Consider the following 18,927-nt stretch of genomic DNA (forward strand, 5'->3'; position numbering starts at 1 on the left):
GACTGATGGGGGATCTATGCCACTTAAAATGTTACAGATTATTGCGCCAACCGCGGCGGAAAACAATATCAAGAAGCTGGTTAGTGAAACGTCAGTTATATCTTTTTATAAAGGTGCACTTCTTGAGGATGATCATGCGCTCTATACTTTGCTAACAAGGGCAGAGGACAGGCAGCAGCTTATTGATAAGTTGCATGATATTTTGCAGACATCTTCAAAAGCCCGGATCAATATTTTGCCTGTAGACGCTACATTGCCAACCGTTGAGAGCCGGATCAGCGGTGACACACGGGAAGAGCTGTATCAAAAGGTAGGGCATGGTGCGCAGCTTAATTTTACTTACCTATTACTCACTTTTCTTTCAACAATTGTGTGCCTGATTGGGCTTTTGCAAGATAATGTCGCTGTCGTTGTTGGGGCAATGGTAATTGCGCCGTTTCTGGGGCCTAATCTGGCTTTTGCGTTTGCAACGTCGCTGGGGGATAAAGATTTGATGAAAAAATCTTTTATCTGCGGCACTATCGGCATGTCGTTGGCAATTATTATATCTGCAGGGGTCGGGGCACTGAATGGCAGTGTGCCTACCAGTGTCGAACTGATTAGTCGCACAGAGGTTGGGATTAGTGGTGTTGCGCTTGCGGCGGCCTCTGGCGTTGCTGGCGTGCTTTCTCTTACGACAGGGCTGTCAATGACTCTTGTTGGTGTCATGGTTGCGGTCGCATTGCTGCCGCCGGCGGCCACGTTTGGGTACATGTTGGGTGCTTCCTATATGAAAGAGGCATCTGGCGCTTTTTTATTGCTATCGGTGAATATTGTCTGTGTCAATTTGGCCGGCTTACTAGTGTTTCTGGGGCAAGGTATCCAGCCTCGATTATGGTTTGAGCGCAAGATGGCAAAACCATTTGTTCTTGCTGGGATCTTGGTGTGGAGTGTTGCACTTATTGTGCTTGTGAGTTTTATCGGGTTCTATAATTTAGTAGACTTATAAGTACAGTTATTCACTGAGAAATTGTCATAAATAATTAGCTATGCGTAAAACGCATAGCTTGGTTGCATTTTTAAGCACTTCTTAACTCTCTTCAGTGCGCCTATCTAGAGATCGTCAGCAAAGACTGACAGATAACGATAATCGGCGAGATACTGGAGAATTAAAATGGCAAACGAATTAAACAGAATACAAGAATTAACACCTTTTAGCTTTATGGCTCTATTGGCTGACAATGGTCAGGTTCCAGGGGCAATCAGTGGTTCGACGGACAAAGACTTTCTTGCAGTAACAGTTGAAGAAACTGTGCGCGAGATTGCTTCTGACCTCACCGCCAAAGGTGATTTTTTCTCCCTGATGGTTGAGCATGGCATGATGGCCAAAGAAGCTCCTGCCCGTAAATACAATATTAAAATTGTACGCCCATCTGGCTTGGGTGGTGGATTTACTGGCAACTTTGGTGGCGGTGCTCTCGTCCATTAATAAAGAAACCGACCAGCTTACAGGCTGATCGGTTTTGCTTTTTAAGAACTTTGGCTAAGGCGCTTGCTATTTTTTAAGCTTAAGCGCGAGCCAGTCTCCTCTCTCAATTCTGCCCTGAGATACTAGTCCTCGAGCTGTATAAGCTTCGAGGACTTCTTTTTCTTGGGTTACCAGTAGACCAGAGAGAATAAGAATAGCCTCTTCTTTTAAGGCGTCTGTTATATCTGCCGCCATATCTATAAGAGGACCCGCCAGAATATTGGCTACAATCAGGTCAAAAGGCTTACCAGTTTTGAAGCGGGGATCGTTTAATCCGTCTGCAACGAATAACTTTATGCCCGGCTCATCATGAGTGTTGCTGAGTTTTCCACCATTAATGGTCGTATTTTCTAGTGCTACATCAATAGCAATTGGGTCTATGTCTGTTGCGATGACATGAGCTTCCGGCCATAGTTTATGGGCTGCTAGTGCTAGCACACCAGACCCTGTTCCAAGGTCCAAGGCTGTTTTGGGCTTAAATGAATTTTTATACTCGGTAAGCGCTTCAAGGCAGGCTGATGTTGTTTCATGTTTGCCTGTGCCAAATGCTTGCCCGGCATCTATCAGCAGGTTAATGCGGTCAGGTTTTGCTTTATCTGCATCGTGGCTTCCATAAACAAAGAAACAACCTGCTTCAACCGGCGACAAAAGTTTCTGGCTTTCACTTACCCAGTCTTTTTCTTCAATGGGAAATATATCATGGTCCCAGTCAAGCAGGTGAGATGCTTCAAGCATGGCATTAATGAAACCATAATCCGGTTTGGTACTGAAGAATATTTCCACACGCCACAATGAACTGTTATCTTGCTCAAAATAGGAAAGGGTAGGTGGTGCCTGATCGCTAAGGTCAGCTAAAGTTTCAACGGTTTCCTCTAGGGCCTGCGCTTGCTCTAGGGGGAGTTCCCCTGAAAGACACCATGATTGCTCAGTCATTATTTTTCCTATGTACTATACTTTAAGGGCGGCTTACAAAGCTATCTACAACACGCTTTGTTCCAGCCTTTTCAAATTCAATGATCAGTTTGTTACCTTCAATGTCTTCAATCAGACCGTATCCAAACTTTTCGTGGAAAACACGTTCGCCAATAGCGTAATCGCTTACAGTTGCCGCGGGTTTTACTGCTTTGCGCCCGCTGGTCATAAGGCTTGTTACCGGCTTTTTATAAGCTGCTGTATGGGGTGTTTTCTGTTCTTGACGCCATGCTTGTGCGCGTTGCCATCCTGGGCCATATTTATCGCCGCCAGATGTAAAATAGCCTTGGTCTGAGTAGGCATCATCGCCGCCCCAACCGCGATTGCTACGGCTACCATATAGCCCTTGTGCAGATTCCATCTCTACGTGTTTGCCGGGCAGTTCCTCAATAAACCTGCTTGGCAGGCTGGATTGCCACTGCCCAAAGACCTGCCTGCTTCCCGCAAAAAAGATATAGGCTTTTTTTCTAGCACGGGTCAGGCCGACATAGGCTAGCCGCCTTTCTTCTTCCAGTCCTTTAACACCGGTTTCATCCAAAGCGCGCTGGTTGGGGAAAAGGCCTTCTTCCCAACCGGGCAGGAACACAGTATCAAACTCCAGTCCTTTGGCTGCGTGAAGGGTCATTAATGTTACTTTTTCGCGGCTATCATTGCTGTCGTTTTCCATAACAAGCGCAATATGCTCGAGAAAGCCACCAAGGTTTTCAAACTCTTCCAGTGCTGTCACCAGTTCCTTGACGTTTTCAAGTTTACCAGGGGCATCTGGGGATTTATCATTTTGCCACATATCCATATAGCCCGATTCGTCCAGTAGCATTTCTGTTACTTCGGTATGGCTATGGCTATGAAGAAGCCCGCGCCAGCGGTCAAAGTCATCCATAAGGCGGGTGAGCGATTTACGCGCGGCGGGGCGAAGTTCATCAAGCCCTGTTATCTGCCGTGCTGCGCGGGTCATGGAAATGCCGTGGCTGCGGGCAATATGATGCACTTTTTGCAACGTACTGGTACCAAGGCCGCGCTTGGGTACATTGATAATACGCTCAAAGGCCAAGTCATCATCTGACTGTGCAATAACACGTAGATATGCCATAACATCGCGAATTTCAGCGCGCTCATAAAAGCGCGGGCCCCCAATCACCCTGTAAGGTATACCAAGGGTGATGAAACGTTCTTCAAATTCCCGCATTTGAAAACCGGTGCGTACGAGTATCGCAATTTCGCTTAAGGCGTGGTCTTTACGTTGAAGACTTTCAATTTCGTCGCATATGGTGCGGGCCTCTTCAGGGCCATCCCATACACCCTTGGCGGCAACTTTTTCACCATCACCTTGGTCTGTCCAAAGAGTTTTTCCAAGCCGGTTTTCATTAGCTGTTATAAGCGAGGATGCAGCGCCAAGAATATGCCCGGTAGACCTGTAATTTTGCTCAAGCCGTACAATCTTTGCACCTGGAAAATCGTCTGAAAAACGCAGAATGTTACCCACCTCAGCACCGCGCCAACCGTAAATAGATTGGTCATCATCACCTACACAGCAAATATTGTGAGTGGCTTGTGCGAGAAGGCGCAACCAAAGATACTGCGCCACGTTTGTATCCTGATATTCGTCTACCAGAATATACCGGAACTGATTATGATAGTCTCGCAGCACGTCAGGCCGATTTTGAAGAATAGTGATAACATGCATCAACAGGTCGCCAAAATCACAAGCGTTTAAAACCTTAAGGCGCGCTTGATATGCAGCGTAAAGCTTGCCGCCTAATCCATTTGCATAAGCAAAGCTCTCGCCTTCAGGTACACGGTCTGGTGTAAGAGCCTTGTTTTTCCAGCGGTCAATCAATCCAGCGAGTGCTCGTGGGGGCCACCGTTTATCATCAATATGTTCGGCTTGAACAAGTTGTTTCAAAAGACGTATTTGGTCGTCTGTGTCCAGTATAGTGAAGTTTGATTGCAGACCAACCAGTTCGGCATGGCGGCGTAGCATTTTTACGCAGACACTGTGAAATGTGCCAATCCACATGCCTTCAATAGGCCGACCGATAACCCGTGCGACACGGTCCTGCATTTCCCGTGCGGCTTTATTTGTAAATGTGACGGCAAGGACATTCCAAGGGGCTGCTCGCCCGGTGTTTAGAATATGGCCAAGGCGTGTGGTTAGAACTCGGGTTTTACCTGTGCCAGCGCCTGCCAGAACAAGAACAGGGCCGTCAAGCGCCATAACAGCTTCGTGTTGTGGATCATTAAGGCCGTTTAAATAGGGTGGATTAGCACCTGCCACAGGTTGCTGTGGCGGTTCTATGTCAAAGTCATCAAGGTCGAAAGGATCATTCATGGCGCAGTCTATAACATCTTACAAGGGTTTGCAGAAAGCAGAATTAGCCACGTCTGCCCACTTTTCTGTCCCGTCCCTGACTTTCAAGAAGCGCACGATTGTATTCGTTCAGCACATCCAGCTTTTTCACCAAGCCAACAACAGTGGATCGATTGCCGGGGCTTACAACAGGTAAAATTTCATCACCGCTCATATCCATTCGGCTTAGAGCCACTTGAAGTGGGTCGGTTGTTTTAACGGTATAGGAAATATCGCGCATATAATCACGTATGGCATGTGTATTGGTCGTGTGGTCTTCAAAAATATTGGCAGGGAGCTGTCCAAAACCAACTGTTCCCATCATATTACCCGTTTCATCCGTTACAATCAGAAGGCCGCCTTCTTGGGCAATGAGCAGTTCCCGCGCTTTCACGGCGGGTTCATTTTCCTGCACGGTGAAGAAATCACGGGTCATATGGCCCTCAACTTTTGAGGATTCCAAAAGAAAACTTGCTCTACCACCTTCAAGGCGAATACCACGGTTAGCCAGTTGCATCAGGAAGAACGAGCGCTCATAAAACAGGCTGGTAAGCATGCTCGCAACAGCAGAGGCAATCATAACCGCAATGGTAACATTATAATCGCCGGTAATTTCAAAGACAATAAGCATGGTTGATATGGGAGCACCTAGCACAGCGGAGGCAACGGCACCCATGCCAACAACAGCATATAAGCCGGGGCTTGATGCAAGATCAGGAAAAACACTGCTTGCGAGAATACCAAAAGCGCCGCCCAGCATAGCACCAAGAAACAAGGAAGGGCTAAACACGCCGCCACCAAAGCGCCCACCATACGAGATAATCGTTGCAACCATTTTTGCCAGCAGCAGCGCTACAAATAGGTCAAAGCTGTAGGCCCCGTTTAAGGCAAGGCTCGTTGCTTCATAACCGACGCTCAGTATTTCCGGGTATATTAGTGCAATAATGCCGATGATAAGGCCTGCCAATGCAGGCAGCAGGCTATACGGTATTCTGTGAAAGTGGATGCGTATCTTGTCGCTCCAGTTAAGCCCAGACATGAAAAGAATAGAAACAATCGACGCCACTATTCCTAAAAAGAAGAAGGCGGGAAATTCCCAGAAACTGGTAATGAAATATTGAGATGTTTCAAAGGCTGGAAAATTACCAAGATGCGCCCTGCTTACAAGGGTGCCTGCAATTGCTGCAATTACAATAGGCGCAAACGTATGCAACGCATAATGGCCAATGATGACCTCAAGGGCAAAAAAGACACCGGCAATTGGGGCATTAAAGGAAGCTGCGACGGCAGAGGCAACGCCGCATCCAAGTAAGGTGCGGGCAACGGAAGGGTTTAGATGTAGATACCGGGTTATAACAGATGCAATAGTGGCCCCCATATGAACAACAGGGCCTTCGCGGCCAAGCGATGCTCCAGAACCAAGCGAAATCAGTGTAATGGCGGCACTTACAATGCCGTCTTTGGCATTAATTTCACCATTTGTAAGGGCCGCGCTTTCTATTACGTGGGGTACACTGTGTGTTTGCCGTGTTGGCAAAAACCGTAATAATTGTCCGACAATCAGCCCGCCGACAACAGGTGTTAGAATGATCTGCCACGATGGTAGCCGTGTTGCGGCGCTTGCGAGGGCATCTTCGCCAACACCAAAAGAAAATCCTAGCAGCATGGATATGCCTAGATAAAACCCTATTGCGCCGTAACCCGCCAATACACCGACGATAATGGATAGAACTGTTATGGCGCCAAACTCGTAACCTTCTGCACTGAACATGGTGGTTCGAATGCGACGTTTAAGCTTTTGTGCGAAAGAGAGTTTGTTTGTTGCCATGAAATGCTTACTTAATTTTATGGTGTCTGCTGTAAGCAGGCATAGTATGAATTTTCAGCATATTCTATCTTTTAAAAATGGTGCAGCAAAAGGCTTAAATTACTATCAATTTCTCGCATCTTAGTATGCTCTATAAAAAAGTTAAGAAAAAACCAGCCTAAAGAATGCCTAATTTGTAATGATACTTGAATTTATATGTATCTTTACGCAGTCTGACCAGACATGAGAAGTATCAAGAGCGAGTGGGGACCATGAAATATTTATATTGGGTAGGTGGAGTTTTTATAGCGATTGTTGGTACCCTATCCCTTGTCGTTAGTTTTCTGGACTGGAATGAATATAGAGATACTCTTGCCGATCTTGCCTCAAAACAAACAGGCATGAAGGTGGAATTGGCAGGAAACGTTTCTGCCTCTATATTTCCGCGCCCTGCTGTTTCTGTTGAGTCCGTTCGTCTCTCTCCGCTTCTCAGTAATTACTCCAATACTATTGCCACAGCAGACCGTATTGATGTGCGTTTAGGGCTTATGGGGCTGTTTGGGGGTGATTTGTCTATTCAAAGCCTGCTCTTAGACGGTGTTACTGTTGCCTTGGAACAAACACAAGCTGGTGGCTGGCAGGTTAAAGGCTGGCCGCAGACAGATGAAAATGCTGAAACAGCCGAGATTGATCTTGCCCGGTTTGAACTGCGCGGTGGCAAGATTGACCTTATACCCTATGGCCAACAGCCCTATGTAATTGAAGGGCTGTCTATGGAGCTGGATGGGCATTTACCCATGGGCCCCCTTTCCTGGGAGGGTGATTTTTTTGTTCGTGGACAAAAAATACAAACATCAGGCCAGATGCAACCTGTAAAAAGCACAGGTGAAACGGCCCTGAAGGTGGCTGTTGAGGCCGGTGGTGCCTCCCTTGATGTTAGTGGAAGGTTGTCTAATACTGGTGATGTAACTGGGCGTGTTCAAGTTGCTGGCGAGAGCATTAACCAGACAGCACAAATGGCGTATGCCTTTATGGGTGAGCAGGCAGCAAGTTTGCCTGATTTGCCTTTTAAACTGGATATGCAGATTGAAAGTGCAAATGATATAAGCCGTATTGTTAGCAGGGCTTTATCCATCGGCGGTACAAACGGGCGTGCAGATATTACGATTGCCCAGAAAGCCGAAAGTAGCCACGTGACTGGTACTGTATCCCTGGGTGTGATTGACTTTAATCAGTGGAGCTTGGCCGGGGCCCCCGATGGCGCTAATACCGTTTCTGCTGTTAATCAACCGGTTAATAACACCCTGCAACCTGTGAGTGCGGGTAATGTATTTGGCGCCATTGATGTCACGATTGAAGGTATTCGCTTGCGCAGTGGTCTTGGTCAGCGGATTGACAGTGTAATTACTATTGATGAGCAAGGTGTTGGTGTGTCCCAGTTGCAGGCCTTGTTGCCCGGTGCAACGACAGTTTCTTTCAATGGGGCAATAGGTGTTGGTGGTGGCAAAGGGAAGCTGCAATTGAATGTTGAAAACATTCCAGACCTTACCAAATGGCTTGAGCTTGACTTGGCAGATACTGTTCCTGAGGGACGGCTAACGACGGCTGCACTTAAAACTGACATTGAATTAAGCGGTGAAAAATGGGCTTTGAAAAACATCCAAGGCCTGATTGATACTATGTCTGTTACGGGCGAAATTCAGGGGAGTATATCAAACCCTATTCCAAGCAATATTAAGCTCACCGCAGATACAGTAAACCTTGATGCCTATATACCAACATCGCAGGCTCAAAAGGCAAACGGTGCGCCTTCGGCAACAGTAAGCTTACCAGCTAATACCAGAACAGTTTTTGACATTGAAATTAACCGACTACAATGGCTTGATACAGTGTTTAGTGATGTTGCCGTTAATGGCAATATCATTGGTGATCAGCTTACGTTTTCGAAAGCTCAATTGCTGCATGGTAAAGGTAAAGTATCTTTGGCTGATTCTACTATACAGTTCAAAGATGACATGATCTTTGCCGTCGGCGCAAATCTGACAAATTGGTCTCTACCCATTGTACGCTATTATCTGCCCGATTATAAACAGCAGATCAGGGCTAGCGGTTTTACTACAGTTGATGGCACTTTATCGCTTTCTGGGCCGTTATCAACGCTCAGGATTGGACTTGATGTTCATAGCGGCCATAACATAGCTAAAATGTCCGGTTCTATTGGATTGGATGATGCTGGTATTCTGAGTGCCGATTTGCAAGGTAATATGAAGCACGCTGATTTAGCACCTTTACTGCGATCATTCGGTACGATTGATCTTCATAAGCTACCTATTGAAGTGACCGCTACTGTTATTAAAAAGTCTCTAAAATCCCCGTTCGATATAAAAGCGGGTGGGGATGCAGCAGGTGCAAAGGTTCAGTTGCAGGCGAGCTATAATGCAGAGCTTGATAAAGCAGCTCTTTCTTTTGATCATCCTAACGCGGGCAAGTTCCTTGACCTAACCGGGCTTTCTGGCCCTGGTTTAGAGCGCGACCAGCCTATTCGCGGTGAGGTGATTTACGCATATATTGCAACAAATGCTACTGAAGGTGAAAGAGCAATTAAGCTGAATGGGGTTCAAAATGGCCCTGTTAACATTGATGGTGCTTTAAATCTAAATGCGGCTAACAAACTGGGCGGGAAAATCACGCTGTCTGGCCTTGATATCGATAAGATAATGGCCATAGATCGAGGGGCTGCGCAGCAGCCAAAGAAGGATGCCAGCCCGGCCTTACAGCAACTGAATAGCTACTCTGGTGATATTGAAGTGGCTTTGGACAGGGTACAAATTGGGGGGCAGAAGCTTCTTGTGCCTAATCTGGCTATTAGTCTTGGAAACGGTGTTTTGCGTGTTGATGCTGGTAAAAATGCAAAACTAAATGGCCAACCTTTGGCTTTAAACTTAAACATGGATACTGCGGGTAACGCACCCTTCAAAGGCCATATTCAAGCTGATAAATTTGATATATCGGCTGCGCTTATTTCTGAAGGGCTTGGTAATATTATTACAGCGGCGGGCTCAATAGATCTGGATATTAGCGGGGATATCACCAGTGGCATGGCCGGCCTTAAAGGCGGTGGGAAGCTCTCTGCACAGACAGGAACCTTGAACTTCTTGTCTGTTCCGGCACTTGTTTCCCAAATGACAGCGGCCAAAACAAGTAGTTCTTTCTTGGGTAGTATTGGCACTTTGCTACGGCAGGGAACTACACAGGCAAACACTATCGATATGGCTTTTGCACTTGATAGCGGTGTTATGCTACTTGAAACGGCGAAAGCTGCTGGCGCTTGGGGCAACTTCAATTTGGACGGGCAGGTTAACTTCGTTGACAGGTTCCTTTCTGTAAAAGGAGTGCTTGCCCTTATCAACCCTGCCGACACACCGTCAATCCCGGTTAAATATGAAGGTAGTTTTGATGCGCCCACTGCAAATTGGTCCAGCAGGCTTTTTGAGCGTTATGTGCTAGCGGGCATTGAGCAGCGCCTCAGAGGCAGCCTATTTAAAGAAATGGAAGAAAACAATACAGGTGAAGGTGCTGCCAACAACCCTGGTATTGCCGTTTTTGGCCGGGCTTTTGATATGCTAAATAAATTGAAAGACAAGCAATCAAAAGAGCAGGAAGCTAAAGAGAAAGCTGCTTCTCAAGGTTCTGGAGAATAAAGGCTCGAATAGCGCCAGATAGTGACCCGCCTCTAGCTTCATCAAGTTGGCGAACAAGTTCGTTCAACGTAATATTATCTTTTTCGGCAATAGCGCGTAGATGCCGCCAAAAGCCTTTTTCAAGAGAAATAGACGTTCTGTGGCCAGCGATGGTCACAGAGTGTTTTTCAAGTTTTGCATCATCTAAATCGAACATAGGCGGATCATGCTGGAGCTTTATCTATCGGTCAAGCAGCTTGACGGTTTTAGTGCTATAGGATAAGAACAAAAAAAGAACATTTATGCAGGTATGATATGGCAGAACCTTTTAAAGAGGCTATGAATAGCTCTGTTGTTAACGTAATAGGACAGGTTATAAAGCGGGTATATCCTGCTTTTTCAGTCGATGCTTTTATGAAGTATGCCACTGACGGCTTGGGACAAAAAGAACTAAAAGAGCGCATGCTTCATGTTGAGCAGGCGCTTAATATTTATTTGCCATCTGACCTTGAAGCATTTAACCGGATTGCGCTTGCTGCACTGCATCCCAGTGATGATACAAGTGGCGAGGGCATGATATGCGGGCCGGATGGCTTGTGCGGGTTTGCTTTATGGCCTCTTACAGCTCTTGTAACAACGAGAGGAATAGAGCAGCCCGAAAAAGCCTTGCCTGTTTTAAAGGAAATGACCAAGCGTTTTACAGCTGAATTTGCTATCAGGCCATTTTTGCTTAAGCACACAGATGTTACCTTAAATATTTTAAAATGGTGGGTTCTTGACCCTAATAGGCATGTAAGGCGGCTTGTCAGTGAAGGTAGCAGACCGCGCTTGCCGTGGGGACAACGGTTACAAGCCTTTGTGGCAGATCCAGCGCCTATTTTGCCATTGCTGGAAACTTTAAAAGATGACCCGGAAGACTATGTTCGAAGGTCGGTTGCTAATAGTTTAAATGACATCGCAAAAGACCATCCAGACTTGGTGGCAAGCATTGCGGCTGAATGGCTTGAAGGCGCTAGTGAAAATCGTAGAAAGCTGGTCCGACATGCTTGCCGTACTCTTATAAAAAATGGACATACGGCAACATTAGCAGCGTTTGGCTACCAGCCAGTCGCAGGACTTACTGCAGATATTGATATCATAACGCCTATTGTCAGTTTTGGTGAGGCCGTGGAGTTCGGTCTCACTTTAAAAAAGGGCCGTGCGCATCAAGATTTGGTAGTGGATTATGCAATACACTTTATAAAAGCAAACGGGCAGAGTGCGCCAAAAGTGTTCAAATGGAAAAATATAAAATTAGATAAACAAGGCCAGCTATATGGTCATAAAAAACATGCAATAAAGCCGATTACAACACGTCAATATTATGCCGGGCATCATAAATTAGAGGTGTTCGTAAACGGTATATCTGTTGGAACGGCTTTGTTTGAATTAAAGATGTAAGGGTTACTCCGTTAATTTAATATTTTCTGGGGCCCATAAACAAACACCTTTTGTTTGATATTCAACACCTTTACGCTTGTAAAATGCGATTGTACTAAAGTTTTCGCGTTCGATGTTCCAGCGCACATGAACATTTTCCTTTTTGGCCATAAGACCAATTGCTTCTAGTAGCTTATTACCAATTCCGTGGCCGCGTGCGCTAGGTTTTACAAACAGGTCATCGATTTGGATAATATTTTCACCAAACCAAATGTGGAAGCGGTGAAAATATGTTGCAACACCTACAAGGCTACCGTTTTCTTCTGCAACTAGGATGTTAAAACGAGGGTTAGCACCAAAGGCTGCTTCAGTGAACTGGTCTAGAGTGATCAGCAGGTAATCATCTACTTCATCATAAATAGCTAATTCATGAATAAGTGTAAAAGCAACTTCTGCATCAGAACGAATTGCTTCTCGTATAATAAAGCTCATAGACTCAGCCTTCCCCAGTGAATCATAGAGATGTAACCATCTTGAACAAAGCTTCCCTGTTGCTGGTTAAAATGTCAACAACAGGGATGCCATAGTGTGTAAGTTTGGTGTTAGCTCTTTTCCAAACGCCCATCGTAATCAATGGCAACACCGTATTCAGGATCTTCTTCACGTGACATTTCTATCGTGAGGCCACCTTTTTTAAGCAAGGCATAACAATCTGCGCTGAGGTGTTTGATTTTAAGAGTTTTACCAACATTATCATAACGTTCAGCCAAGGCTTCAATAGCCTGAAGGCCGGAATGGTCCCATACTCGGCTATCGAGAAAATCAACAACGACAATGGCGGGGTCTTTTTTTGGGTGAAATAAATTCTGAAAACTTGCAATGGATCCAAAAAATAGGGGCCCATGCAGTTCATATATTTTTTCACCGTTTTCGCCCTTGGCTGTGCGTGCGCCGATACGCTTGGCGGCTTTCCAAGCAAACTCAAGGGCGGATACAATAACCCCCACAACTACAGCAACAGCAAGATCACTAATAACAGTAACGGCTGAGACAAGCACAAGAACAAAAGCATCTGCTTTTGGTATTTTATGGAGAATACGGAAGCTTGACCATGCAAAGGTGCCAATCACGACCATAAACATAACGCCGATAAGAGCGGCAAGAGGTATTTGTTCAATCAGGCTGCTGGCAAAAAGGATAAACAGTAATAAAAAGAGCGCAGCTGAAGTGCCGGAGAGTCGGGTACGACCGCCTGATTCCACGTTAATCATGCTTTGTCCTATCATGGCGCAGCCACCCATGCCGCCAAAAAATCCGGTAACAATGTTTGCTGTACCCTGTGCTACACACTCTTGACTTGCGCCGCCTTTGGATTCTGTTAGTTCGGCGACAAGATTAAGGGTTAGCAGGGATTCAATAAGGCCAATCGCCGCTAAAATTAAGGAGTAGGGCAGAATAATTTCAAATGTTTCGATGCTGAAAGGCACAGTAGGTATATGGAACTCAGGTAAGCCACCCTTGATAGAGGCCAAATCGCCTACTCGCGGGATATCGATCCCAAAGCCAATCACTATGGCTGAAACAACCAGAATGCCGAGCAGGGGAGCTGGTATGGCTTTAATGTATTTGGAAGCAAACCAGATGATTACCATAGTCAGAAAGCTGAGGCCAAGCATGATGAAGAGAGGCTCAGCGGTCATCCATGTACCTGTATCAGGGTCTTTAAACTGGCCAAGCTGGGCAAGAAAAATCACAATAGCCAAGCCGTTAACAAATCCCAGCATAACGGGATGAGGTACCATTCGGATGAATTTACCAAGGCGGAAAACTCCGGCTAGAATTTGCAGGATACCCATCAAAACAACGGTAGCAAAAAGATATTCAACACCGTGCGCGACAACGAGACTTACCATAACAACTGCTAGTGCGCCTGTAGCACCAGATATCATGCCTGGTCTGCCACCAATTAAAGCAGTAATAAGCCCAACTATGAAAGCGGCATAAAGCCCAACAAGGGGATTTACCTGTGCAACAAACGCAAAGGCCACAGCCTCAGGCACAAGTGCCAGTGCGACAGTCAAACCAGAGAGCGTTTCAGTTTTAATCTGGGTAGGCGTTAATCGTGGTAATGAAAAAGGGCGTGTCATGGGGGGCCAATCTTTTTGAGGCTGGCTAATTGGGGATGCCAGCCAAGTCATAAACTCATATAGTAAAACGGTACTGTTTGGATAGGTCCAACAGCATTTAAACACAAGGGATGCTTACCTATAACATAGGTATTTAGCTTGTGTCAGACAAAACCCAAAATTGATGACATAGTTTAGTGCTGACATTTGGTAAGGTTGTGCACACACACTGTGGCTTGGCTGTAGGATAGAGCAGTTAATTTTGCGAGTAGGTCTGCATCAGCGTGCACGGCCTCAATAGCTGTCCAAATGGCTTGCATTTTTTCTTCTGATAGCTTGCTTTTCCTAGAAAATGCCAAATAAAGGGGGCCGCTGTGGTCTGGTAGTCGTGTTTGTTTAAATTGTGCCTCATAATTGGACTGTGTTATAAAAAAATCCACCAAGGGTTTAGCCAGTATAAGGCTATTTACGCGGCCTCGCTGCAAAAGATCAAACAAGTCCTGGTGGTTCATTAATTGAACTACCTGAGCGCCTGTTTTTTCCATTCTTTCCGCGGACATATAACCAAGCGGCACGCCTATAGGCTGTGGGGGTATCGCACCGTTCATTATGTCTCCCACGGGGTATCCCTCTTTGGTGACCAAAACAAAGTCTACCTGTTCAATGCTTTGTGGATGAGGGGTGTTTGAAGTAGCACCTTTCGGGTAGTAGAAAGCTTTATTGCGGCTTTCCAAGTAGGATATAGATATAACGGCATCAAGTTCTCCAGTTTTCAAGGCTGCAAGGCATCTTTTCCAAGGCATCTTTATAAAAGTAAAGGGGATTGCTACCTGTTCAAATGCATTGCGGACAATTTCCACATGGGTACCTAACGCTTTGCCATTTAAAAAGAAAGAGCCTGGAGGCCAAAACCGATCTTCTACACAGACTGAAACAGGCTCTATTGTTGGCGCATTTTGTGCGGAGGCACGATAGGAGCCTACTGAAATAAATAAGCCGATCAATGCTATTGAGAAAAAAATTTTTGACAATTCTAGTCCCCAATATGTTTTTTTATACCTAAACCTAGCATATGTAATCGTGCCGCAGTATAGCGTGTTGCGCAAGCAATGTTTGGCCTAAGGAAGGAGGGCATCCCTTCCTTAGGGGTTTAGATATCTTTAAAGAAATCATTTCCTTTATCGTCCACAACAATAAAAGCTGGAAAATCAACAACATCAATTTTCCATACCGCTTCCATGCCGAGGTCTTCAAAGTCTAGCACTTCTACTTTTTTAATGTTGTTCTGTGCCAAAATTGCGGCAGGGCCACCTATAGAGCCAAGATAGAAGCCTTTATTTTCAGCACATGCCTTTGTTACATCTTTAGAACGGTTTCCCTTTGCAAGGCTTATCATAGTGCCGCCAAGCTTTTGAAAGGGTCCAACGTAGCTATCCATTCGCCCTGCTGTGGTTGGGCCAAAGCTGCCAGAGGCGTAGCCTTCAGGTGTTTTGGCAGGACCAGCATAATAAATGATATGATCTTTGAAATAAGCAGGCATTTCACCGCCATCTTCTATCATTTTTTGAATGCGGGCATGGGCAAGGTCGCGGGCGACAACAATTGTGCCTGTTAGTGATAGCCGTGTTTTTATAGGGTATTGTGTCAGTTCTGCTAAAATCTCTTTCATGGGCCGGTTAAGGTTAACTTTGAGAACCTCTTCGGAAAGAACCTCACCCTCAATCTCTGGCATATATTTGGCGGGATCGGTTTCCAGCGCTTCAAGAAAAATACCTTCCGGCGTAATTTTCCCTTTTGCTTGCCGATCTGCAGAGCAGGACACACCAATACCAACAGGTAAGCTCGCACCGTGGCGGGGCAAGCGGATTACCCGCACATCATGACAAAAGTATTTGCCGCCAAACTGTGCGCCAATACCCATGTTTTGGGTCATTTTATGGATTGTCTTTTCCATCTCAGTATCACGGAAAGCTCGGCCACTCTTATTCCCTGTTGTTGGCAGATCATCTAGGTAGCGCGCAGACGCTTTTTTAACAGTAGACAAGTTATGTTCGGCAGAAAGGCCGCCAATCACTATTGCCAAGTGGTATGGTGGACACGCTGATGTGCCAAGAGTTCTAATTTTTTCTTCCAAAAGCGCGAGCATACGGTCTTCCCTGAGCGTTGCTGGCGTTTGCTGGAACAAGAAGGTTTTATTAGCACTTCCGCCCCCTTTGGCCATGAAAAGGAAATGATATTCATTACCTTTAGTAGCGTAGAGGTCAATTTGTGCTGGGGTATTATCTTTGGTGTTGACCTCTTCGTACATGGAAAGGGGTGCCATTTGGCTGTAGCGGAGGTTTGTCTCTGTGTAGGTTTTCATAACGCCTTTTGTGAGCGGGGCTTCATCCTCACCTTCGGTCCACACATATTGGCCTTTTTTACCAATAATAATAGCTGTGCCTGTATCCTGACAGCTAGGCAGTACTTTTCCTGCTGCAATATTAGCGTTTTTTAGAAGTTCCTTTGCAACAAAACGGTCGTTATTGCTGGCTTCAGGGTCGTCTAATATGGCCGCAAGCTGTTTCAAATGATCGGGGCGCAGCAAATGCGCGATATCAACCATCGCTTCACGCGACAAAAGCTCAAGGCCTTCATTCTGAATTTTAAGGATTTTCTTACCATCAACCTCAATTTCAGAAACATAATCTGATGTTAGCTTGCGGTACGTGGTTTTATCTTCGCCAAATTGAAACAGTTTTTCATATGCCCACTCAGACATGATGGCCCTTTCTGACAGGTAAATATACTTCAGATAGGCAGGGCAAGCCCGCCCGTTTTGCGGATGTTATAAAAACAAGTAGCTGGAAGGGCCAGAAAAATAACTTTAACTGACACTTATTTTCTGCGGAAGGCATCCAGTGTTACTATATTATCGCTACCATTGCTTTTTACGGTATCGGTTTTTGCGTCAGGTGACAGGGTATCATCAGGGCCTTGTTTATCTTGCGGGGCACCAGAATCAGCGGTTGGTTCACTGAAGTCAATTTCCTCAGGCTCCATGTCGTCGCTGTAATCAATATCCTCATGAAATTGAAGGGCGAATTGAACACTGGGGTCTACGAACCCGACAATCGCATCAAATGGAATAGTTAAATGTTCAGGTTTCTGATTAAAAGACAGGCCAATCTCGAAATAATCATCGTGAACCTTAAGCCCCCAGAATTTATGTTGAACGACAATAGTCATTTCATCAGGGAATCTGCTTACTAGGTGTGCTGGTATATCTACACCGTCTGCCTGAGTTTTAAACGCGACATAAAAATGATGGTCTCCCATCAGGCCGTCAGCTTCTGTATCCTTCAGGACACTTCGAACAACCTGCCTGAGAGCGTTTTGCACCTTGGCATCATAATCTATGTGGCTATCGGCCATTGCCTCACTCATACTTGTTTTACTCTTTTCATGCTTCCTTATAACCATATGATCCCTTGCAGTGAAGAGCTAACATCATGATTATTGCTTGGGTGATGTTTTTTTATAACAGAATAGGGCCCTAACCCTTGTGGCTTGGGGCAAAAAGCGTATGGAAAAAGTTGACATATTGGTTGTTGGCGCTGGGGCTGTTGGTCTTGCTGTTGCTACAAAATTGGCTGCGCATGGCCGCGAAGTGGTTGTTTGCGAAAAAGAAATGCTGCCGGGAAAGGGCATTAGCGCGCGTAATTCAGGTGTGATACATGCGGGTATCTATTATCCGCAAGATAGCTTCAAGGCCAAGCTGTGTGTTGAAGGCAAAAAACAGCTATATGATTTTTGCCGTAACTACAGGGTGCCTTTTCAACAGCTTGGGAAGTTGATTGTTGCTACCTCATATGAGGAACAGCAGGCGCTTTTGGCGGTTCAAGAGAAGGCCGCAGCGAACGGTGTGACTGATTTAGCACTGCTATCGCGCGCGGAAGTGTTAGAGCTTGAGCCAGCACTTGATGTTACTGGTGGGCTGTTTTCCCCTTCAACGGGCATTATTGATGTGCCTGCTTATATAACAGCCCTTGCCGGTGCGGTGGAACAGAGCGGCGGTGTGATTGCGTGTCATAATGCTGTGGTTGCCATAGAGCAAACGACAGGTGGTTTTATGATCCATACATCGGGCAGCGCCGAGGCTTTTGTGGCACAGTGTGTTATCAATTGTGCCGGGCTTGGTGCACAGCATATTGCCTATATAATTAAAGGCTTGAGCTCAGCCTGCATACCGCCGCTATACAAGGTGCAGGGCACTTATTTTGCGCTTTCTGGTGCAGCGCCCTTCCGTCACCTTGTGTACCCAATACCGGTTAAAGGTGGCTTAGGAATACATGCAACGCTAGATATATCAGGAGCTGTGAGGTTTGGGCCAGATGTACAGCCGGTAATGAGCGAAGATTATGCACCAGATGCGAGAAGGGAAACAGCGTTCAGGGATGCAATCAGCCGCTATTACCCAGCGATCGCAAACCGTGTGTTGACACAAGATTATGTGGGTATTCGCCCACAAATTGCAAAGCTTGGCACATTTGCAGACTTCATGATTTCAGGCCCTAACCAACACGGTCTTAAGGGGCTTGTTAATTTATTTGGTGTGGAATCACCTGGCCTGACAGCCTCTCTCGCTATTGCGGATCATGTTGTAAAAATGGCCTGATATACTAAAAGAAATAGTGGGCCGTTCTGTTGCTAGGTGGCCCATCCCCCACCTGAAGGCGTCAACCCTCAGGAATTTATAAATGTTAGTAGCTATGACTGCTTACGCAGCAACAGCATACTCGACGTTGTTGTCGTTTGCATTTATCAATTGTGGCCCATCACAGCGGTACCATCCTGAGCGAAAAGCAATACACCGTTCAATACACGTCGATCCTATTTCGCCCCCATCAGCAAAAGTCTTACCATGCAGGCTTTTGGTGGTGGAGGCGCCGGGTACCGCCCCCGGGTCCGTTATACATACTTAATGCGCCGTTTATCGCCATAGCTGGCAAGCCAGCAGGTCTGATATAAGTGCAAAAGGTGGCAATTTAAAGGAATATATTTCTGAAAACATAATTTCCGGTCTTATT

Annotated in this window: 14 protein-coding genes and 1 other RNA gene; 5 read left to right on the forward strand and 10 right to left on the reverse strand. The window is 45.9% G+C overall.

The features are described from left to right. Positions 1–16: 16 nt before the first annotated feature. Both ICL80_RS08315 and ICL80_RS08320 read left to right on the forward strand, forming a co-directional pair. Positions 17–988 (forward strand): TIGR00341 family protein, encoded by a 972-nt coding sequence (locus ICL80_RS08315; protein ID WP_194215633.1) that lies wholly within the window; start codon positions 17–19, stop codon positions 986–988. A 165-nt stretch (positions 989–1,153) separates the two neighbouring features. Continuing rightward, positions 1,154–1,468: a hypothetical protein gene (locus tag ICL80_RS08320; protein ID WP_194215634.1), complete on the forward strand. Its 315-nt coding sequence runs from the start codon at positions 1,154–1,156 to the stop codon at positions 1,466–1,468. A 66-nt stretch (positions 1,469–1,534) separates the two neighbouring features. Here ICL80_RS08320 and ICL80_RS08325 read toward each other — a convergent pair whose 3' ends face one another. The 3 genes from ICL80_RS08325 to ICL80_RS08335 are packed head-to-tail and all read right to left on the reverse strand — an operon-like array spanning position 1,535 to position 6,654. Next, positions 1,535–2,440 (reverse strand): 50S ribosomal protein L11 methyltransferase, encoded by a 906-nt coding sequence (locus tag ICL80_RS08325; protein WP_194215635.1) that lies wholly within the window; start codon positions 2,438–2,440, stop codon positions 1,535–1,537. A 22-nt stretch (positions 2,441–2,462) separates the two neighbouring features. Next, positions 2,463–4,808 (reverse strand): ATP-dependent helicase, encoded by a 2,346-nt coding sequence (locus ICL80_RS08330; protein WP_194215636.1) that lies wholly within the window; start codon positions 4,806–4,808, stop codon positions 2,463–2,465. Between the two features lie 43 nt (positions 4,809–4,851). After that, on the reverse strand, positions 4,852–6,654 hold the full coding sequence (locus ICL80_RS08335; RefSeq protein ID WP_194215637.1) for a chloride channel protein: 1,803 nt from the start codon (positions 6,652–6,654) through the stop codon (positions 4,852–4,854). 251 nt (positions 6,655–6,905) lie between these two features. On the opposite strand from ICL80_RS08335, the gene ICL80_RS08340 reads away from it, so the two are divergent. After that, positions 6,906–10,334: an AsmA family protein gene (locus ICL80_RS08340; protein WP_194215638.1), complete on the forward strand. Its 3,429-nt coding sequence runs from the start codon at positions 6,906–6,908 to the stop codon at positions 10,332–10,334. On the opposite strand, the gene ICL80_RS08345 is transcribed toward ICL80_RS08340, so the two are convergent. Beyond that, positions 10,297–10,530 carry a ribbon-helix-helix domain-containing protein gene (locus ICL80_RS08345; protein ID WP_194215639.1) on the reverse strand — a complete coding sequence of 78 codons (234 nt, stop codon included), beginning with the start codon at positions 10,528–10,530 and terminating at the stop codon, positions 10,297–10,299. The genes ICL80_RS08340 and ICL80_RS08345 overlap by 38 nt on opposite strands. Positions 10,531–10,628: 98 nt before the next feature. On the opposite strand from ICL80_RS08345, the gene ICL80_RS08350 reads away from it, so the two are divergent. Next, positions 10,629–11,753 carry a DNA alkylation repair protein gene (locus ICL80_RS08350; RefSeq protein WP_194215640.1) on the forward strand — a complete coding sequence of 375 codons (1,125 nt, stop codon included), beginning with the start codon at positions 10,629–10,631 and terminating at the stop codon, positions 11,751–11,753. A gap of 3 nt (positions 11,754–11,756) precedes the next feature. Here the strand turns inward: ICL80_RS08350 and ICL80_RS08355 are convergent, their stop codons facing one another. The 5 genes from ICL80_RS08355 to ICL80_RS08375 all read right to left on the reverse strand — a co-directional run bounded on the left by ICL80_RS08355 (position 11,757) and on the right by ICL80_RS08375 (position 17,284). Continuing rightward, complete coding sequence (locus ICL80_RS08355) at positions 11,757–12,224, reverse strand: GNAT family N-acetyltransferase (protein WP_194215641.1); 468 nt, start codon at positions 12,222–12,224, stop codon at positions 11,757–11,759. 110 nt (positions 12,225–12,334) lie between these two features. Further along, positions 12,335–13,879, reverse strand: a complete 1,545-nt coding sequence (locus ICL80_RS08360; RefSeq protein WP_228073864.1) for a SulP family inorganic anion transporter — start codon at positions 13,877–13,879, stop codon at positions 12,335–12,337. Positions 13,880–14,052: 173 nt separating this feature from the next. Beyond that, the gene (locus ICL80_RS08365) at positions 14,053–14,889 is read right to left on the reverse strand and encodes a substrate-binding periplasmic protein (protein WP_194215643.1); all 837 of its coding nucleotides are present in this window, start codon (positions 14,887–14,889) and stop codon (positions 14,053–14,055) included. Between the two features lie 119 nt (positions 14,890–15,008). Further along, positions 15,009–16,619: a fumarate hydratase gene (locus ICL80_RS08370; RefSeq protein ID WP_194215644.1), complete on the reverse strand. Its 1,611-nt coding sequence runs from the start codon at positions 16,617–16,619 to the stop codon at positions 15,009–15,011. 116 nt (positions 16,620–16,735) lie between these two features. Then, the gene (locus ICL80_RS08375; RefSeq protein ID WP_194215645.1) at positions 16,736–17,284 is read right to left on the reverse strand and encodes an SspB family protein; all 549 of its coding nucleotides are present in this window, start codon (positions 17,282–17,284) and stop codon (positions 16,736–16,738) included. A gap of 139 nt (positions 17,285–17,423) precedes the next feature. On the opposite strand from ICL80_RS08375, the gene ICL80_RS08380 reads away from it, so the two are divergent. Continuing rightward, a complete protein-coding gene (locus ICL80_RS08380) occupies positions 17,424–18,515 on the forward strand; it encodes an NAD(P)/FAD-dependent oxidoreductase (protein ID WP_194215646.1) in 1,092 nt (363 codons plus the stop codon). Positions 18,516–18,530: 15 nt separating this feature from the next. Here ICL80_RS08380 and ssrA read toward each other — a convergent pair. Continuing rightward, positions 18,531–18,894, reverse strand: a transfer-messenger RNA (tmRNA) gene (gene ssrA, locus ICL80_RS08385). Positions 18,895–18,927: the final 33 nt, after the last annotated feature.

The sequence above is a fragment of the Kordiimonas pumila genome (genome assembly GCF_015240255.1).
GTDB classification, from domain to species: Bacteria; Pseudomonadota; Alphaproteobacteria; order Sphingomonadales; family Kordiimonadaceae; genus Kordiimonas; species Kordiimonas pumila.